This window comes from Paraburkholderia sediminicola, from assembly GCF_046027355.1.
Taxonomy (GTDB): Bacteria; Pseudomonadota; Gammaproteobacteria; order Burkholderiales; family Burkholderiaceae; genus Paraburkholderia; species Paraburkholderia sediminicola_B.
Map to the genome: position 1 here is coordinate 1 of NZ_JAQQEK010000046.1, position 15,912 is coordinate 15,912.

Annotated in this window: 15 protein-coding genes; 1 reads left to right on the plus strand and 14 read right to left on the minus strand. The window is 60.4% G+C overall.

From position 1 onward, the window contains the following. Nucleotides 1–484: 484 nt before the first annotated feature. A complete protein-coding gene (locus PQR42_RS41045) occupies nucleotides 485–3,874 on the minus strand; it encodes a hypothetical protein (protein ID WP_408495405.1) in 3,390 nt (1,129 codons plus the stop codon). A 985-nt stretch (nucleotides 3,875–4,859) separates the two neighbouring features. Here PQR42_RS41045 and PQR42_RS41050 point away from each other — a divergent pair. After that, the gene (locus tag PQR42_RS41050; RefSeq protein WP_408392747.1) at nucleotides 4,860–5,777 is read left to right on the plus strand and encodes a DUF1521 domain-containing protein; all 918 of its coding nucleotides are present in this window, start codon (nucleotides 4,860–4,862) and stop codon (nucleotides 5,775–5,777) included. A gap of 91 nt (nucleotides 5,778–5,868) precedes the next feature. Here PQR42_RS41050 and PQR42_RS41055 read toward each other — a convergent pair whose 3' ends face one another. From PQR42_RS41055 to PQR42_RS41115, 13 genes are all read right to left on the minus strand, one after another. Then, a complete protein-coding gene (locus PQR42_RS41055; RefSeq protein WP_408495407.1) occupies nucleotides 5,869–6,066 on the minus strand; it encodes a hypothetical protein in 198 nt (65 codons plus the stop codon). Nucleotides 6,067–6,299: 233 nt separating this feature from the next. Continuing rightward, nucleotides 6,300–7,601 carry a FliI/YscN family ATPase gene (locus tag PQR42_RS41060; protein WP_408392753.1) on the minus strand — a complete coding sequence of 434 codons (1,302 nt, stop codon included), beginning with the start codon at nucleotides 7,599–7,601 and terminating at the stop codon, nucleotides 6,300–6,302. A 30-nt stretch (nucleotides 7,602–7,631) separates the two neighbouring features. After that, nucleotides 7,632–9,707, minus strand: a complete 2,076-nt coding sequence (locus tag PQR42_RS41065) for an FHIPEP family type III secretion protein (RefSeq protein ID WP_408392756.1) — start codon at nucleotides 9,705–9,707, stop codon at nucleotides 7,632–7,634. A 1-nt stretch (nucleotide 9,708) separates the two neighbouring features. Then, complete coding sequence (locus tag PQR42_RS41070; protein WP_408219709.1) at nucleotides 9,709–10,449, minus strand: EscU/YscU/HrcU family type III secretion system export apparatus switch protein; 741 nt, start codon at nucleotides 10,447–10,449, stop codon at nucleotides 9,709–9,711. Beyond that, nucleotides 10,446–11,171, minus strand: a complete 726-nt coding sequence (locus tag PQR42_RS41075; RefSeq protein ID WP_408392758.1) for an EscT/YscT/HrcT family type III secretion system export apparatus protein — start codon at nucleotides 11,169–11,171, stop codon at nucleotides 10,446–10,448. The genes PQR42_RS41070 and PQR42_RS41075 overlap by 4 nt, the downstream gene beginning before the upstream one ends. Beyond that, a complete protein-coding gene (sctS, locus tag PQR42_RS41080; protein WP_408219704.1) occupies nucleotides 11,171–11,446 on the minus strand; it encodes a type III secretion system export apparatus subunit SctS in 276 nt (91 codons plus the stop codon). The genes PQR42_RS41075 and sctS overlap by 1 nt, the downstream gene beginning before the upstream one ends. Beyond that, complete coding sequence (locus tag PQR42_RS41085) at nucleotides 11,443–12,090, minus strand: EscR/YscR/HrcR family type III secretion system export apparatus protein (protein WP_408219701.1); 648 nt, start codon at nucleotides 12,088–12,090, stop codon at nucleotides 11,443–11,445. The genes sctS and PQR42_RS41085 overlap by 4 nt, the downstream gene beginning before the upstream one ends. After that, nucleotides 12,087–13,070 carry a FliM/FliN family flagellar motor switch protein gene (locus PQR42_RS41090; protein ID WP_408219698.1) on the minus strand — a complete coding sequence of 328 codons (984 nt, stop codon included), beginning with the start codon at nucleotides 13,068–13,070 and terminating at the stop codon, nucleotides 12,087–12,089. The genes PQR42_RS41085 and PQR42_RS41090 overlap by 4 nt, the downstream gene beginning before the upstream one ends. Next, the gene (locus tag PQR42_RS41095) at nucleotides 13,067–13,717 is read right to left on the minus strand and encodes a FliH/SctL family protein (protein ID WP_408219695.1); all 651 of its coding nucleotides are present in this window, start codon (nucleotides 13,715–13,717) and stop codon (nucleotides 13,067–13,069) included. The genes PQR42_RS41090 and PQR42_RS41095 overlap by 4 nt, the downstream gene beginning before the upstream one ends. A gap of 74 nt (nucleotides 13,718–13,791) precedes the next feature. After that, nucleotides 13,792–14,367: a hypothetical protein gene (locus PQR42_RS41100; RefSeq protein WP_408219692.1), complete on the minus strand. Its 576-nt coding sequence runs from the start codon at nucleotides 14,365–14,367 to the stop codon at nucleotides 13,792–13,794. Further along, nucleotides 14,364–15,203: a type III secretion system inner membrane ring lipoprotein SctJ gene (gene sctJ, locus PQR42_RS41105; protein WP_408392761.1), complete on the minus strand. Its 840-nt coding sequence runs from the start codon at nucleotides 15,201–15,203 to the stop codon at nucleotides 14,364–14,366. Before sctJ ends, PQR42_RS41100 begins: the two co-directional genes overlap by 4 nt. Next, entirely contained in the window at nucleotides 15,203–15,553 is a 351-nt protein-coding gene (locus PQR42_RS41110; protein WP_408392763.1) for a hypothetical protein, read from the minus strand. The genes sctJ and PQR42_RS41110 overlap by 1 nt, the downstream gene beginning before the upstream one ends. Before the next feature lie 48 nt (nucleotides 15,554–15,601). Next, nucleotides 15,602–15,781: a hypothetical protein gene (locus tag PQR42_RS41115; protein WP_408392765.1), complete on the minus strand. Its 180-nt coding sequence runs from the start codon at nucleotides 15,779–15,781 to the stop codon at nucleotides 15,602–15,604. Nucleotides 15,782–15,912: the final 131 nt, after the last annotated feature.

The following is a 15,912-nucleotide window of genomic DNA, read 5'->3' on the forward strand; positions in this document are numbered from 1 at the left end:
AACGACGATGTCGTCGGTTTGTGACGAACGCGCCTGGTGCGGGGTGGGATCGCTGTTTTCCAATACCAGATATGTTTGGAAGTCGGCGAGCGATCGCGCATAGGGTGCGGTGCGGCAGGGGCGATCATGTTGTCGAGGGTTGGAGACACCCGCCGCAACTTTCAGGCGCCATACGATACGGCGCGCCGGCAGTGCGTTCCGTATCAATGTTAGCCGAAGCGATCCGGCCGTGTCATGAGGTGCGCGCCAAAGGAGGTGCGCATCAGCACCGAGAGCCTGGTCATACTTAACCGATATTAGGGTTACACCTGAGGCATGGCTAGGTTCAGTTGCGCGACGGCAGCCTGCGCACGCAATGCCAGTCGATGCATCTGGCCACGCAGTTGGATCCCGCCGCTCACCGCCCTTAGCGAAGCGGCGGCGCAGATGATGAAACCGGCGCCGTCCGATTGCGATCGGAGTGGCGCCTCGCAGTTCGTCCAGATCAGGAGTGCGACGGGCCCGGCACGTTCCCCACAAGAACTGCACCCGGTTCGTTCGGGTCTCCGTACGCGGGCGGCGGCGGCAGGTTAGGGTCGCTCCCGGCTGGCGCCTGCAGCGTCGTACCCGACGGATAGACGATTTGCAGTTGGCCCGTGTGGATATTCTTCGCGTATATGGGCTGGGTAACGGGCACTTCGACCAGGCGCATGCCAATACGAGGATTCTCCGTCGGATCGTTCGACTTGGCGACGGCGACTTCTTCAACCCTGAATACAGCGCCTGGTCTGAAAACCCATTCGCCCTCCTCGGTTGCCATCGTGCTGACGGAACTGACGAATGGCGTCGCGGACTGCGCCTGAATGTCGTAGAGAGCGAACGGGTGATCCGGGCCGGTGCCCTCATCCTTGTCACCCAGAACGTACTGCGCATACTCGTTCTTGCTCGACGCCGACATGAACGCCGGAGAATTGGTTACGTACTCACCCGGTGAAAATTTGCCCGCATAGTCGCGGTCAACGTGGGCGATGCGCAGCAAACGATTCGCCCCCCCTGGTATCGGCAGACCGTCGAGGCCGGTTTGCAATGTGCGGGCGTGCGCGGTTGCCTCAGCGTCCGGGGCACCTCCGAAAAGCTTCTTATTGAAGTCGTAGTTGAAGCCCTTATAACTGACGCTGGAGCTATCGCTCGAATAGCCAGCGCTTCCGCCATCATCCACATAAGACCAATCCCGAATGGCGCGCCGCTGGTCTTCGGGCAGGTTATTGAACGCAGTGCGGTATTGCTGGACGAACGCGGGATCGTCGATCCGGCCGTCTGCAACGGAACTCCATGCGGGCGGGTTCAGAGTTTGCTCCATGGCGGTCGAAGGCGCTGCACCGTTCGACGTAGAGACCCTGAATGCCTCCGGAAACGGCCGCTCTGCTGATCCGGCAGATGACGGACTGCCGCCGGACGAGCTACCACTGTCCATACCGCCCCTCAGACCCGTGTCGCTATGCACCTGCCAGTTGCCGTGCTCGTCCAGCCTGACGGAATATTGATGGTTCGACGGGGCGTTGGTCTGATAGACGCGCCACGTGCCCTGCTCCTTGTCCCATCTGACCGGCCAGGTTTTACCGTTCACCTTGATATAAGCCTGGAGCTTGTTGTCCCTGAAGATGCCCTGCCTGTCCGGATCGGGGACCAGTTCACCGTCCGGCACGCTGGCATATCGATCGGGCACATCGAAGCGCGCACCGTTCGTCGACGGTGCATTAGGCCCGGATTTGCCGGGTTTCGCCGCACTTTCAGGCTCCCACTGTTGAGTAGTCTCATTCAGGCGAACCGGAATCTGTGGTTTTAGTTCAGAGCCTTTGTTAAACACTCGCCAGCTGTTGCTCTCTTGATCAAAGCGGGCGCGATAAGCCTTTCCGCCCAGTTCGATATACCTGTCACCGTTGGCATCCACGAGGATGCCCGGCTCCTGTCCAGGCTGGAGATCTTTAAGGGAAACACTTGAGTCGGCATAGTTCTCGAGCGCCCCGTATGACTTGTCCCCCACGCTCTGGTGTGCGAGCAGATTGGTGGGATCGACCGCGGGACCGGCCTCTGCGACTGTCTTCTCCTGGAGCGCTTTTTCGGCCGCTTTCGCTTCCGGGCTCAAGGCGAGTTCCCCCTGAGTCGCCGCAATCATGTTTTTACCCGCGCCTTGAACGAGGCCCTCGCCTGCAGCGCCGCCTTCTCTTCCAGCCAGGCCGGAAACCTCGGCGTCCCCGGCTGCCCTTGAAATACCTTTGCCCGCGAAACTGATCTCCCTGGCAACTCCGCCGCCTTCTCCAGCAAGCATGCCCACTAACGCCGAGCCATAATCGATCCCCATCCGAACGTTGACCGGCAGTGTGGAAGGCAGAGCATCAGCCAGCGGAGCCAATGGCGTCAGCCCCAGCATCGTGCGCATGATGCCTTCCAATATTTGCCCGACCAGCTTCTCCGCCCGGGCTGCGGGGGTGATGGAGTAATCCTTGAAGCTGGCGTCCTTGAGAACGGCGTTGTACTGATCGCTGAGATCGCGCACATAGTCGCCGCTCACCGGCGGCAGGTGCTTCAGAATGTCCGTATATTTCTTCGCGGCACCCACTCCGTGATCGTTGAGGGGGCCGCTGACCTGATCATGCCAGGTGTCGAGCCTGTCACGCAGTTCGGGCGAGTCTTGCATCCGTTGAGTGAAGGCCAGAATAACCTTGTCCTTCAACTTATCCTGCCCGGGATCAAGCTCAAAGAGTTGGCGGCCAATCAGTTCGTAGCGCTTTGCAGGATCGGCCTGCGCTTGCGCTTCGTTCAGAATGCGGTCGACTTCTCCGTTGGCTTCTTTCCAGTCGCTGTCTTCCGTACGCTGGCGTTCGCTGATCTTCGTAGAGATATTGTTTTGCAGTTTTCCTTTCAGCTCGCTGGCTTCCTGGAATATCGCCTTCCGTGTTCCTGCGTCCGGTGCATGAAGGAACCGATCGCGTAGGTTTCCAAGTTTGTCGACATCTTGCCGATCCTCCTTGCCCAGATAGGCTTCGCCCGTGGGAGGGTTGAATACACCCAAGGCCCGGTCGACAGCATCGTTGCTCACACGAGTGAATTCATCACCAACGGCGCTTTCAAGCTCGGTGAATTTCTGATCTAACGCGGCGCGTTTGTCGCTGCTGGTTTCGAGCTGGTAGGCCGAGCCCAATATGGCAATCGCGCCGCCGTAGAACTGGCGTTCGCTCCCGGGCAGTCCGGCGATCATGCATTGCAGTTGGGTTTGTTTCTGTGCGAACCGAATCACCTCGGGCGGGTAACCGGTCATCTGCTGCTGCAGGCCAGCTTCAATTTTTTGCTCGTTCTGGGTGTTCGCGTCGCTGCTCCGGTGAAGGTAGCCGTCCTGGGTATCGTACTGGTTGTTGAGCTCCTTGAACTCTTCCATGCTGGCGTTGGGCAGGGGCGGCGCGGTTTGTTCTGTGGGTTGTGCCCGTCCCCCTTGCGCGGTCGCGATGGAAAGCGTGCTGTTTGGGCCGCTGGGACTCGCGTTTTCTTTAGCGAGAGAGCCGGCGGGTACGAAGCCCTTGGACCGAGCCATCAAAACATCAAAAGTACTGCTCCTTTCCGCAGCATGACGTATTTGCTTGTTGTTCGATGTCTCCCTCTTCGGCCCGGAATGGGAATTCGATTTGGCGCTACTGCCTGCTCCAGACAGGTGTAAGGAGGCACCGGACAGCGCGGATAAAGCGGTCTTTATCAGTGGAGCCTCGTCAGATGTTTGCGAAAGTGTCGAGCCGATGGCCAGAGTACTTTCCACCGGTTGAACCTTACCGGCATCTTTGTTCGGGCTACGAATATCATCCCGGACGGCAGAAGTTGAACTACCCGTTGACGGTATCGCCATTCTTTAATCTCCCGATGGAAAAGTGGCGCCGCAAAGGGATGAGCGGCGCGACGCTACGGGATACATTGCAGCATGATGAATGTCCACGGAGGCGACACTTATCCATATACACCGGCAAGGCATAGTACGCGGATCTCGCAGGCCGAACCGGGATTTCCTGGCACCGTTGTACCGGACGCAGCCGTGGCTCTGTCGGAGTATTGCTTGCGCTCTCCGTCCTTGCTCCCTGGACCCTTCATTCAGGAATCCCCAGTTAAATGCCATGACTTACGTCTGGCACACACCTATATCCGGTTATGGCATGGCCCGGATGGACCAATGGTTTCATTGTCACCACGGTGGCGCGAATGTTCATCGCGCACCGTCCGTCCACAACTCTCCGAGCTGCGACCATGTCAACAAGCCCGATCAGCAACGCCGCTCCGCCTGCATTGCCCATTCAACACGACGCAGATGAACCTTCGGTTCCAGTTGCCCTGTACTCATCAGGCGCGCTCTTGACAGCGCGCGACAGGCCAACGCAGCAACGGCCCGGCAGTCAGGGTGATCCGGGAAAACCGCCGACGGCGCAGGTGTTGCTGCAGCGTTACTCTGCTGCGAACCTGACGTCCCGATCGCCCCTGCCGCACCGCGCCATTCGCGCGACCGCTTGCCGACTTTCAAACACGATAACGGCCGCAACTTACCCGCTACTTACGAAAAGCGGAATGTAGCCGACATGCGCCCGCCCTTCGCTTCCAGTATCCAATGCTAACCGATGCGATCCAGCCATGTCATGGTTGCCCGCCCCACACAGCCGCACGGACTGCCGTCGTATCACAGACACCCAGATCACAACATTTAACTTGTGTTACGCATGTAGTGCATCTTCGCTGCGCCTTGTCCTTAGACTTTGCATACGTCATCGGACAGGATTTCGCGTGTCCGATGGCGTCATTCCAGGCATTGACCTCAAATAGCCAATGAACCTATTGAGGTATCATCCATGCAAGCAGCAATTGAAAAGCAATACTCTGTGCTCCACACCCAAATGCACTCGATGTCGTCCGAACTGGATCGATCCAGCACGAGAATGTCGTCGAGCAGTGCATTCGAGTCGAAGACCTCTTCGCAACAGGTCAAAACCTTCAGCAGCGATTTCAGCTATAGTCATTCGTCCAGCTTCGCGTCAGCCGTAGCGCCCCATTCCCAGCCCCATTTCCGGCGTACCCAGTTTAACGAGTCGACGCCGGGTTTCGGGAACGATACCCGGAGCGACCGTTGCACGCCGGACCTCAGGGGCCGTATCCAAGACCGCTTTTCGCGCCTCGAGTCGTCTCAGGAAATGAAAGGCATCCACGGCGGCTTCAACTTCGACCAAACCACCCGGCGCGTCTCTTACCATTCCGACAGTCGCAATGAACCGCACGATCAGGCGAACTGCCACAACGCGACTGCCGCCTGGAGCAACACCGCCGTCAGTGGCAATAAATCGAGCATCGATCTTGGCAACTACAAGGTCAATCTGAACAAGAGCGACTCGTCGATTCTCCTGACGGACAAAAAGACGGGCGAGACGACAAAAGTCTGGGGTGACCCGCATATCGACTCGAACGGAAAGTCGAGCATGTTCAAAGGTCCGCTGACTTTCGATCTGCCTGGTGGCACCAAGATGACCGTCGGAACACAGGGTAACGGCAATGTGACGTATGCCGACAGGCTAACGATCACGAACGGCAACAACGCTTACCAGGTCAACGGCCTGAGCGAAAAGAACAGTAGTCCGCTGACGGTGCAACGAACGGGCAATGGTCGCCAGCTCGACGCGCAAACGCCGGACGGCTATTCGATCGCCCCCAATAGTCACGGCAAGGGCTGGGTAGACGCGCAGACGGGCAAGGCAGCCGACTTCACCAACCACTAATCGCAACGAGAGTCGCCGGAATCCGGCGACTCTCGTTGTCAGCTGAGTTCGCGACCTCTTCAGAACGCTTGCCGTCTATTGGCTTTGATACTCAATCGTCGGGATCGTCATCCTTCTGACGCGCCGCCTTCAGACGCCGCACGCGCGCTCGTGCGTCCTCTTCGCCGCGCATTTCACGCTGCAGAGCATGAGACGAGGCGGCGGCCTTTGCTTCTGCCAGTTGCTCTGCGCTCAACGCATTCGACAATGCGGCTACCAGCGCGACGCGTTCATCGACGTGCTTTTGCAAAGCGATGCGCCACAGCGGTGCCGCTCTATTGCCAGACGTGCATACGGCAATGATCTCGCTGCATCTCGCCTGATGCCGCGCGATGGCTTCTCGTTTCGCCTCGGTATTCGCCGCTGAACGCTCCATCTCGAGTCGAGCCGCGTTGAGAATACGCCGCCTGCGCTCGACCCTGAGCCGCCGCACGCGAGCAAGCACAATCCACAACCGCATTTGCCTCGCGTCGCTCATCGCGGCTATCCACGCGCAAGGCCGTGCAGCGATGCAATGGTGCTAGCCCATCCGCAATACTCATCATGGCGCTGACACAAGAAACGCTCGATCATCTGATGCCGGTCAATCGCCAGATCGCTGACGGAATCGTTGCCGCGGCGATACTCACCTATCTGCAGCAAAAGCTCGACCTCCTGGTAGCGGCTCATCCAGCTTCGCACGCGGTTCGCATCGTCGCGATGCGCGGAACTCGTCACGCGTGTCATCACGCGGCTTTTGCTTTTCAGTACGTCGATAGCCGGATAATGTCCTGAAGCACCGAGACGCGCCGACAGCTGAATGTGGCCATCCAGCAACGAGCGCGCCTCCTCCGCGATTGGGTCGGACATCTCCTCGTCTTCGGCGAGTACCGTGAAAAACGCCGTAACCGCTCCCTGCCGCGTGAGACCAGCCGTTTCGATCAGGCGAGGCAACTCGGCGAATACGCGCGGCGGATAGCCCCGGCGCACGGGCGGCTCACCTACTGCAAGGCCGACTTCGCGCAGTGCGCGCGCATAACGGGTCAACGAATCGAATAGCAGCAGAACCTGCTTTCCCTGCGCGCGGAGATCGCTTGCCACGCTGCAAGCCAGTTCTGCCGCCTTGATGCGCTCCGCCGCCGGCCGCTCCGACGTCGACGCAATCACAACCGAGGACGCGCGCCGCGTATGCAGATGATCATGAATGAACTCTCCCACTTCGCGGCCACGTTCGCCGATCAGCGCGATAACGATCGCGTCGACGTTCGCGCCATTCGCGATCATCCCCATTAACGTGCTTTTGCCACCGCCCGCCGGCGCGAAGATGCCGACCCGCTGGCCGACGCCGCAGGTTAGAAGACCGTCGATCGCTCGCACGCCCGTCGCCAGCGGCGTCGCAATCACCGGACGTTCGAGTGGATTGATATGCGAGAGCATGCCCGCCGACTTGTGCATCTGCGCCGCTTTCGGGGGCGCGCCGCCATCGAGCGGCCGCCCCAGCCCGTCGACCACGCGCCCAAGCAACGCGAGCGCGTCGAGACTTCCCCAACTGAGCCCGCAACCTTCGACCTGTGTGATGTTCGACAGCCCGGCCAGTCCGTCCAGCGGCACGACGAACGCGCCGTCCTGAGCAAAGCCGACCACTTCGCCGAGCTGCGCTTCCCCCGTATCCGGGCGGATGAGCCGGACCATTTCCCCGATACGCAACGAGGCACCCACGACGCGCACGACGACGCCCCTCGCTTCGACTACCCTCGCGCTGAGCACAGGCGGATTCGACAACAGCGGCACGCTTGGCATATCCATTTTCATCTTGTCGTTCACTGTATGCATGGATCAACCGGGCGTAAGCGTCGCTGTCACGCGGATGCGATACGTATCTTGCGGGACTTCTTCCATCGCGAGCACGTCCGCCCGAATACCGAGCATGCGCAGAATGCGCTCCAGGTGGGGACGCAGAACGGCCGTCGTCACCACCAGCCGCGCCATGTCTTTCCGCCCGGCGAAGCTCTTTTGCAAGCTCTCGAGCCGGTCCGCGTCGAGCAGACATTGCGGTTCGCCGTTCAGGTCCTGATCGATCTGCGCTTCGAGGTCGGCTTCCCATGAAGGCTCGAGCACCGCGGCGGCGACTTCCCAGTTGTTCAGATCAGCGTACGAGCGCACCAGTTGCGGCGCAAGCGCGATGCGTGCCTCACGCACCATCCGGTCGTACGAGCGTTCACCGTCGGGCAGACGGACGATCGCTTCGAGAATGGCTCGCAGATTGCGTATCGGCACACGCTGCGCCAACAGGCTGCGCAGCACGAAGGCGAGTTGCGACGTGCTGATTGCCTGCTGGGCAAGCGTCACCAGTTCGCGGAACTCGACGTTGATGATACCAAGCAGGAAGCGCGTCTCCTGAGTGCCGACAAACGACGACGCGCGTTGCTCACACACGTCCAGCAAATGCGCGCAAAGCGCTTCATTGGCACCGGATGTCATGAACTGCGCGCGATCCACACCCGCCGCCGACTGTGCCGACACCCAGACGGATTTCTCCGCGCGCGGATGATAGCCCCATGTGCCTTCCATCGTCACCAGCGCCGCATCGCCACTCACCAGCACATGGTCCGCAAGCAACGTACCGCTCGAATACGGCACGTCGTCGATATCGACGATATAGCGGTCTTCTTCGAGACGCTCGTCTTTCAGCAACACGAGGCCGGGAAACGGCACACCCAGGCGCACGATCAGGTCGCGCCGCAGCTTTGCAAGCTGCTCGTTCAGTTCAACGCCGTTCAACGCACCCGCGGCCGCGCGTCCAAGACGAATGCGAAGCGGAGTGCTCGTGCCAAGCTCGACGTCGTCGAGGATGCGTTGTACGTAATTCCCGCCGTCACGCGTCATGGCCGGCATTTTTGGCCGCGCCGAACGTTCCGCAGCCTTGCGCTTGCGCATCATCGCGACCGCCACGCCGATCAGCGCGGCCGCCGCGAAAAGAAACTGCACGTGTGGAAAGCCGGGAATGGCGGCAAGTGCAATGCATGCGGCGCCGGCCATGGCGAGCGCTTGAGGATGCAGCGAGAGCTGCCCGAAGATGTCGCCGCCAAGATTCGTGCTGCCGCCGCCTGACGATACGCGCGTCACCAGCAAGCCCGCCGAGATCGATACGATCAGCGAAGGAATCTGCGAAACCAGTCCGTCGCCGACCGTGAGAATCGTGTACGTGTGCAGCGCATCGCCAAACGACAGCCCTCGCTGGCCGATGCCGACGGCGAGTCCACCGGCAATGTTCACCAGCGCGACGACGAGCCCCGCAATCGCATCGCCCTTGACGAACTTCATGGCGCCGTCGAGCGAGCCGTAGAAATACGTTTCGCGCTCGAGCTCGCCGCGCAACCTGCCCGCGTCGGATGCACTGATCAATCCGCCACGCAGATCTGCGTCGATGCTCATCTGTCGCCCGGGAATACCGTCGAGCGTAAAGCGCGCCGACACTTCCGCAACGCGGTCCGCTCCTTTTGCAACAACGATGAACTGGATCGCCGACAACACGATGAACACCACCAGGCCGACAGCGACATTCCCACCTACCACCATTTCACCGAATGCGCCGATGATCTGGCCCGCGTGTGCATACAGCAGGATCATCTTGGTGGACGCGATGGCGAGCGAAAGCCTTAACAACGTCGTCATCAGTAGCAGGGACGGAAAGCTCGACAGCTCCACCGGCTTTGCGGCGTAGATCGTCGCCGTGAGCATCACGAAGCTGGTCGTGAAGCTCACGCAGATGAACAGATCGAGAATGAATGCGGGAACGGGCAGGATCAGCAGCAGCAGCACGCAAAGCAAACCCGCCCCCACGCCGAGATCGGCATGCCGCGTCACCATATCCAGCAAGTTGAACTTGCCCAGCTTCAGATTTCTGTTCATGTTATCGGCTCAATTCCCTGTGCAAGGCTCGGCGCCGTCCTTTGACATGCGGATCGCCCTCATCGTCTCGGTGCTCGCGTTTGATTTCGTTCTTGTCCATACGCAACTTTCGTCGCCACTGAAAACGCTGCAGGCGGAAATCGACAGCGGCGGGAGCAAGCTGTGACACCGCGAGCAAACCCGCCAGATGCGCAATGGACTCGCCCGTCGCGCTCAGTTGTCCACCGAACGGAAGAGCGAATGAAGGCAGCAATTCTGCGCACCATGTCGCGAACGCATGCCACACGATGAACAGCAGGATGGAAAACTGCGCCAGCGTAATCGCGGATTCGAGCAACATCTTCAGGCCGAACAGGTTCTTTATCCCTGTTAGGGGATTCAAACGTTTCAGATCCGGCGCGAGGCGCTTGAACGCGAGCAAACCGCCCGTCTGCGCGGCTTCGGGCACGATGACCGCAAGCGCGCCCGCGCCGAGCGTCGCAAACACGACGGGCAGCGCGTCTGCAAGTAGGCTCGCAATCTGCGCGTAGCGCTCGGCGAATGGTCGCGCCTGATCGAGCTGCGTCACGGCTTCCATCATGTGTACGCAAACCTTGTAGATATGCGGCGATTCCAGCAGCAGGAATAGCCACCAGAAGAGTCCGCTCACGGCGACGGTCACGTGCGTGCTCTTTGCAATGTCGCCGTCCTTGCGTGCGCGCTTCAGCCGGTGTGGAGTTGGGGCTTCTGTCTTGTCGCTCATCGTAGGATCGCGCTTTGCAGAAAAATGGCATTGAGCCGCTCGAACAGCAACGGCACACAGGAAACGATGACGAAGGAAAGCACCATTGCCTTGACGGTGCGCGCGGTCGTGAACGGATTGAGCCGCTTCGCGTAACGCGACATCAACCCGAGCGATACATCGACAAGCAGCATCAATCCAACGAGAGGCGTCGCGATCTTGACGCCCTCGACGATCGACAGTGCAAGCCGCTGTTCAGCCAGCTCGCGCATCACGCGCAGGTAGTCGGGACGCGGCGCGCCGGGCGGCCAGAGTACCCACGTATCGGCGAAGAAGCCGTAAACAGTTTCAAGCCCCGTTCCGGTGAAGAACGTCAGCGTGGCAAACCAGCTGAAGAGGTGCTGGAAAAGCGCCGCTTCGTCGCGAAAGTTCGGATCGTACGACGCACCGATCGAATAGCCGCCCTGTTGATCGATAAGCGCACCGGCCGCGCCAGCCGCATGAAAAACCACGCTGAGCAACAGCCCGAGTGTCAATCCGATCAGCACTTCGATCGCCATCGCGGCAATCGCGTGATCCGGCCACGCGGCCTGTTGCGGCAATGTCGCGAACATCAACATCAACGGCACTCGCAATGCGACCCCGACCGACTCATTGTTGCCGAACGGAACCAGCGAGAGCGCGACGGCGGGCCGGATCGTGCAAAACGCGAATCCCTGGATGTATCCGATATAGTCGGTCATCACTGCACCCTCCCCGCCGCTATGTAGGAAAATGCGTGCTCGAGGAAGCGCGTTACTTCGCTATTCCCCCAGGGCATCGCGACCATCATCACAAGACCGACGCCGATGATCTTCGCGCCGTACGGCAATGCCTGATCCTGGATCTGGGTGATGGACTGCACGAGCCCGATCAGAATGCCGATCGTCGTTGCGACCGCAAGCGCCGGCAGCGACAGCCAGAAGACGAGCAGCAGGGCATCGCCGGACAACGAGCCGAGAGTGGGATAAGCGTTCATTTTGCGTAACTGACAATGAGTCCGTGCATCAGCTTCGAAATACCCGAGACGGAAACGAGCACAAAGAGCTTCAACGGCGTCGAGACCGTTGTTGGCGACAACATCACCATCCCCATTGCCGTCAACACGTTGGCCACCACGAGGTCGATGATAAGAAACACCATATACAGCAGAAAGCCCGCTTCAAAGCCGCTCGAGATTTCGCTGATCATGAATGCGGGTATCAGCAGCGACAAGTCGGTCTCCTGCGCGTCGCGTGTCGGATCGACGCGTTTTGCCGCCGTCACGAGGAACGCCCGTTCGGCAGGTCGCGAATGGTCAAGCATGAATTCGCCAAGCGGTCCGCGCACCGCCCGATAGACCTCCGTCACGTCCGGAAACTCGCCGCGCTCGAGGCGCTCGCTGATCGACAGATCCGCGCCGATCTTTTCGACCGTCGGCGCCATTACGACCAACGTCGCCGACAGCGCCAACGCGGAGATCGCCATGTTGCCCGGCGCCTGCTGCACACCGAGCGCGGAACGCAGCAGCGTCAGCACGATGCTGAACTTGGTGAAAGAGGTAGTCATCGTCACGATGAGCGGCAGCAGTCCGAGAACGAAAAAAAAGACGACGATCTGAAAGTTGACGATCTGCTCTCTCATGATGCCGCTTGCTGATCGGATATATGCGCCAGATCGACGATACGCACGCCCAGCGCGTCATCGATGTCGATCAGTTCCCCGCGCGCGAACGGCACGCCCTGGCATAACAGCATGACCGCGTGCTGACGTACGGGCGTTTGCAACGACACGATCGATCCGGGTCGCAATCGCATCAACTCGTCGAGCGCGAAGGACAAAGTACCGATCACGGCGTCAAACGAAAACGTAAGTGCGCTTGCGGGAATCAGCTCGCTCGTCATTTCGCCGGCGGGGTTGTTGTCATCGATCATTGGGCGGTCTATCACCATATGTTCTCCTGCTGTTTTAAGTAGAATTCGACGCGCCCCACGGCAAAGTGGCAGGCGCAAGTATTGATGCGAGCGGCTCAACAGCAGTGCGTCGCCGCGCTGGATTCTGCGCACGCGCTGCAAGGTCAGTGCGGGGCCCGCCATGCACACGGGCACGGACACCAGGAGCCGGCTGGCGAGACGGGTCGCCTCGCCCACGGAAACCGGCTGACGCGTGAGCCACTGATCGATCACAGGGCTATAGAGCGCAAAGTGGGCTGCGCGATGCGTCCGGGAATGCGTGAGGACAAGACCGTAAGCACCTGGCAACGACGGCATATCGAAAGCCACGCCTGTCACATCGATCGCGAATCCGAACACGCCTTCAAGTGCACTTAGCCACTCGTCGAAGGCTTGTGCGATTAACAGCGGTGCCTCGTTCTCCTGCTGCGCCAGCGTCTGCCGGGTCAATTCGGGGAAAAGCGCCTGCGCGTCGCAATCGAGCACGAGTGGTTCGCCCATTGCGTGTGCGAGAATCCTCAACGGATAACCCGCACGGCAAGGTTCGAATTGCAACCTAAAAGCCCGATTACCGACTCGCACCGGATAAGGGGTGCCGAAATGCAGCGCCGCAACGTTGTGCCGCTTGGCGTGCGCGAGCGACATGCGCTCCAGGTCTCGCCATGGGCTCATTGCGCCTCTCCGCCATACTGGTGTGCGTCAGAGTGCGCCAACAAGGCAATAACGTCGCGCAGTCCGTGCTCGATCACGCCGAGTATCCTCGCGGATTCGTCGTCGATGTAGCGGTACTCGGCGAGCACCATGCCGATCGCGTCCTTCATGCCGCGTTCGAGCACGCGCAATTGCGGCGTCAAGCTACCATCGATCACGCCGTGCTCGGTCTCGACAACGAGTGAATGCGGCGGCAACCCCGCATCGGACAGCACCATGAACAGAGGAATATTGAGTTCCTCCTCAAGGGTGTGCGCCGCACGTTTCGCCTGCTCACAGTCGTCCGCCGATACGCGCAAGGAAATGACGTGTTGTGCCCGCGAAGCACGGACACAGCGCCGCAAGCGGTTGAGCAAGGCAACTTCAGCAGGAAGCTCACCAAGCATCGCGACGATAGCGTTCAGCGCCAGACCCGCAAGACGCTCTTCCAGGCAACGCGCCGCAAACGATGCGGCCGCCCGGGGCACGACGAATTCGCGCAGTGCGGCCTGGCGCCCCGCATCGTATCCACGGCGCCACGCCCGGCGCTTTAGTACGCGCACGCGGTCGGCGAGACGGGCAGTCTCGCGTTCGGCGTCCCGCGCGCGGGACGTCTCGGCTTCGCGCAAACCGTCGAGTTCCCGCAGTTCCCTGCTCGACACGTAGCCGTCCGACTCGACACGCCATTGACCCTTCCGGCATATCAACATGCTTTACCTCCAGCGAGTGCGTAGGCGGCTTCCAGCACGTCGCTCGCGGCTTGCGGGCTGATGTCGCTCGCCTGGAAGCGTGAAGCGCGTTGCGCAACGGCGACGGGCAAGCGCAACTGGAGCAACACGCGTCCTGCGGGGTCGTCGATGGCATGCAGCGCGATCTGCAGACCGGCCGCAGTCATATCCGCGCGGTCGAATACGTTCAACGTCGCGCCCACATCGATGTCGACGAACCCGGGTCTCGCATTGCGTTGGATGGCGCTCAGCACCTGCGGCCCCACCAGGCTCGCGAACATTTCGCGCGCAGTTGCGCTGACCACTCTGCGCAGCGAGCGCGCGTTGGCGAACGCAGCGGCCACACGCATCACCTTCGCGCACGCTGGACGCGGCAATGCGGCGAACGGAGGCACCGGCGCGATCGCACGACCGCTGGTTAGCGGCGCGAAGCGGGCGAGCAGACTGGCGTTGGCGTCGGCTTGCGCGCGCTCCGAAAGCGCGCGTTCACCGCGCGGCAGCCAGCTGTAGTGCGCCCACTTCGAGAGCGTGAGGACGGGAACGAAACTCATGATGCGTCTCCACCGCCGGGACCGCCGGGCTGATCTTTGCGTTGCGCCTCGCTCTCGCTCCCGCTCCCGCTCCCGCGCTTCAGTTTCCTGCGCCGGAAGAAGGTTGGCGTAAATGAGCGGATACCGCTGTCCCACACCCATGCGGACACGATCAGCAACATCACCATCACTGTCACGGCGATCGTCGTCAGCACCAGGCTGTGGCGAGACCCGGGCGCAGATGGCGCAAAGCGCGCGTCGGCGTCCCCTTTTGCGTTGAGCGGGTCCGCCACAGGTGTCACAGGAATGAACGTCAGATACACATGGTCGGGCGTCAAACCTTCTACGCTGCCCGCAACCAGCGCGCGAATCTTGTCGCGCATGTATTCGATGTTGTAGTCGCTCCGATAGCGAAGCATCACCGATGCCGACGGCGGCGTGACCTGCCGCATCAGCGGGTCGCGCTCCGGCTGCACGATATGCACGCGGGCGACAAGTACTCCGTCGATCTTCTCCAGCGTTTCGGAGAGTTCCTGCGTCAAGCCATACACGTAACGCACGCGGTCTTCATCCGGATTCGAGATCAACCCCTTGCGGCTGAACAGATCGCCAAGGTTTGCATGATTGCTGCGGGGCAACGCATATTCGCGGGTGATGTCCGTCGCGGCGACGACGTCATCGTCATCGACAGAAACGTTCCATGTCTTGTCAGGGTTGCGTTCCTTCGCACCATCGATGCCGTGCCGGCTCAGAACGGCAACGATCTGGTTTGCCTGGTCCTCTTCCAGGCCTTCGAACAGTGATGCCTTGCAGCCGACGAGGAATAGCAGCGGCAGTAGAACAAGTGCTCGTCGCATCACTTTCCCTGAGTAAGCGAAGTAATAGCCTGCCCAACCTTGTCGGCAATGTTTTTTGCCAACGCGGCGCTGGTTTGCATGTCGTCGAGGTCGTATTGCAGACGAAGAAGATCGAGCGTGCGCCCGTTCGACGAGCCGTTCCTCGCGTAAGAGGCGAGATCGTTTGCAATACGCTTGTCCTGCGCCTTGAACAGCTGCTCGGCCTGCTCGATCACCCTGAACGCGGGAGAACTGCCGGCGTCACCGAACACCTTATCGCCTGACGGATCCTGTTGGGGACCAGAAATCGGCTCTGAGGGAAATACATTCATTACCACGGGTTGTAATAGCATGTCGTTGCCTGTCGTCATCGTTGCGTCGATTCGAGGCGCAGCTATCACTGCGCCTCGTCTACCTCGTTACTTCAGGTTGCCAATCACGCCCATTCGGGTCTGGTTGCGTTTGGCTTCCATGTTGCTTTCCTTCGTGATCTCCTCCTGGAAGGCGTTTTGCGCCTTCTGGTCCTGGAGATCCTGTGTGGTCTGGCCATTACCTGCGCCGGTAGCCGGGCTTGCACCTGTTGCGTTTCCTACTTGCATGATTAGTTTTCCTGATTGAAAAAGCGCACGTAAACCAAACTTCTACTACCCGCTTGCCGGAACGCGCGCAATTGTCCGGCAGGCAGATTCTGTCCCGCGAGAGCGGCGAACGGGATCAGGCATCGTATGTC

Coding starts and splice junctions, on each gene's coding strand:
- PQR42_RS41090 (WP_408219698.1), bottom strand. CDS start 13,070: ATGAGCCCATGGCGAGACCTGGAGCGCATGTCGCTCGCGCACGCCAAG.
- PQR42_RS41075 (WP_408392758.1), bottom strand. CDS start 11,171: ATGACCGACTATATCGGATACATCCAGGGATTCGCGTTTTGCACGATC.
- PQR42_RS41115 (WP_408392765.1), bottom strand. CDS start 15,781: ATGCAAGTAGGAAACGCAACAGGTGCAAGCCCGGCTACCGGCGCAGGT.
- PQR42_RS41060 (WP_408392753.1), bottom strand. CDS start 7,601: ATGGATATGCCAAGCGTGCCGCTGTTGTCGAATCCGCCTGTGCTCAGC.
- PQR42_RS41110 (WP_408392763.1), bottom strand. CDS start 15,553: ATGACGACAGGCAACGACATGCTATTACAACCCGTGGTAATGAATGTA.
- PQR42_RS41070 (WP_408219709.1), bottom strand. CDS start 10,449: ATGAGCGACAAGACAGAAGCCCCAACTCCACACCGGCTGAAGCGCGCA.
- PQR42_RS41085 (WP_408219701.1), bottom strand. CDS start 12,090: ATGAGAGAGCAGATCGTCAACTTTCAGATCGTCGTCTTTTTTTTCGTT.
- PQR42_RS41045 (WP_408495405.1), bottom strand. CDS start 3,874: ATGGCGATACCGTCAACGGGTAGTTCAACTTCTGCCGTCCGGGATGAT.
- PQR42_RS41050 (WP_408392747.1), top strand. CDS start 4,860: ATGCAAGCAGCAATTGAAAAGCAATACTCTGTGCTCCACACCCAAATG.
- PQR42_RS41065 (WP_408392756.1), bottom strand. CDS start 9,707: ATGAACAGAAATCTGAAGCTGGGCAAGTTCAACTTGCTGGATATGGTG.
- sctJ (WP_408392761.1), bottom strand. CDS start 15,203: ATGCGACGAGCACTTGTTCTACTGCCGCTGCTATTCCTCGTCGGCTGC.
- PQR42_RS41100 (WP_408219692.1), bottom strand. CDS start 14,367: ATGAGTTTCGTTCCCGTCCTCACGCTCTCGAAGTGGGCGCACTACAGC.
- sctS (WP_408219704.1), bottom strand. CDS start 11,446: ATGAACGCTTATCCCACTCTCGGCTCGTTGTCCGGCGATGCCCTGCTG.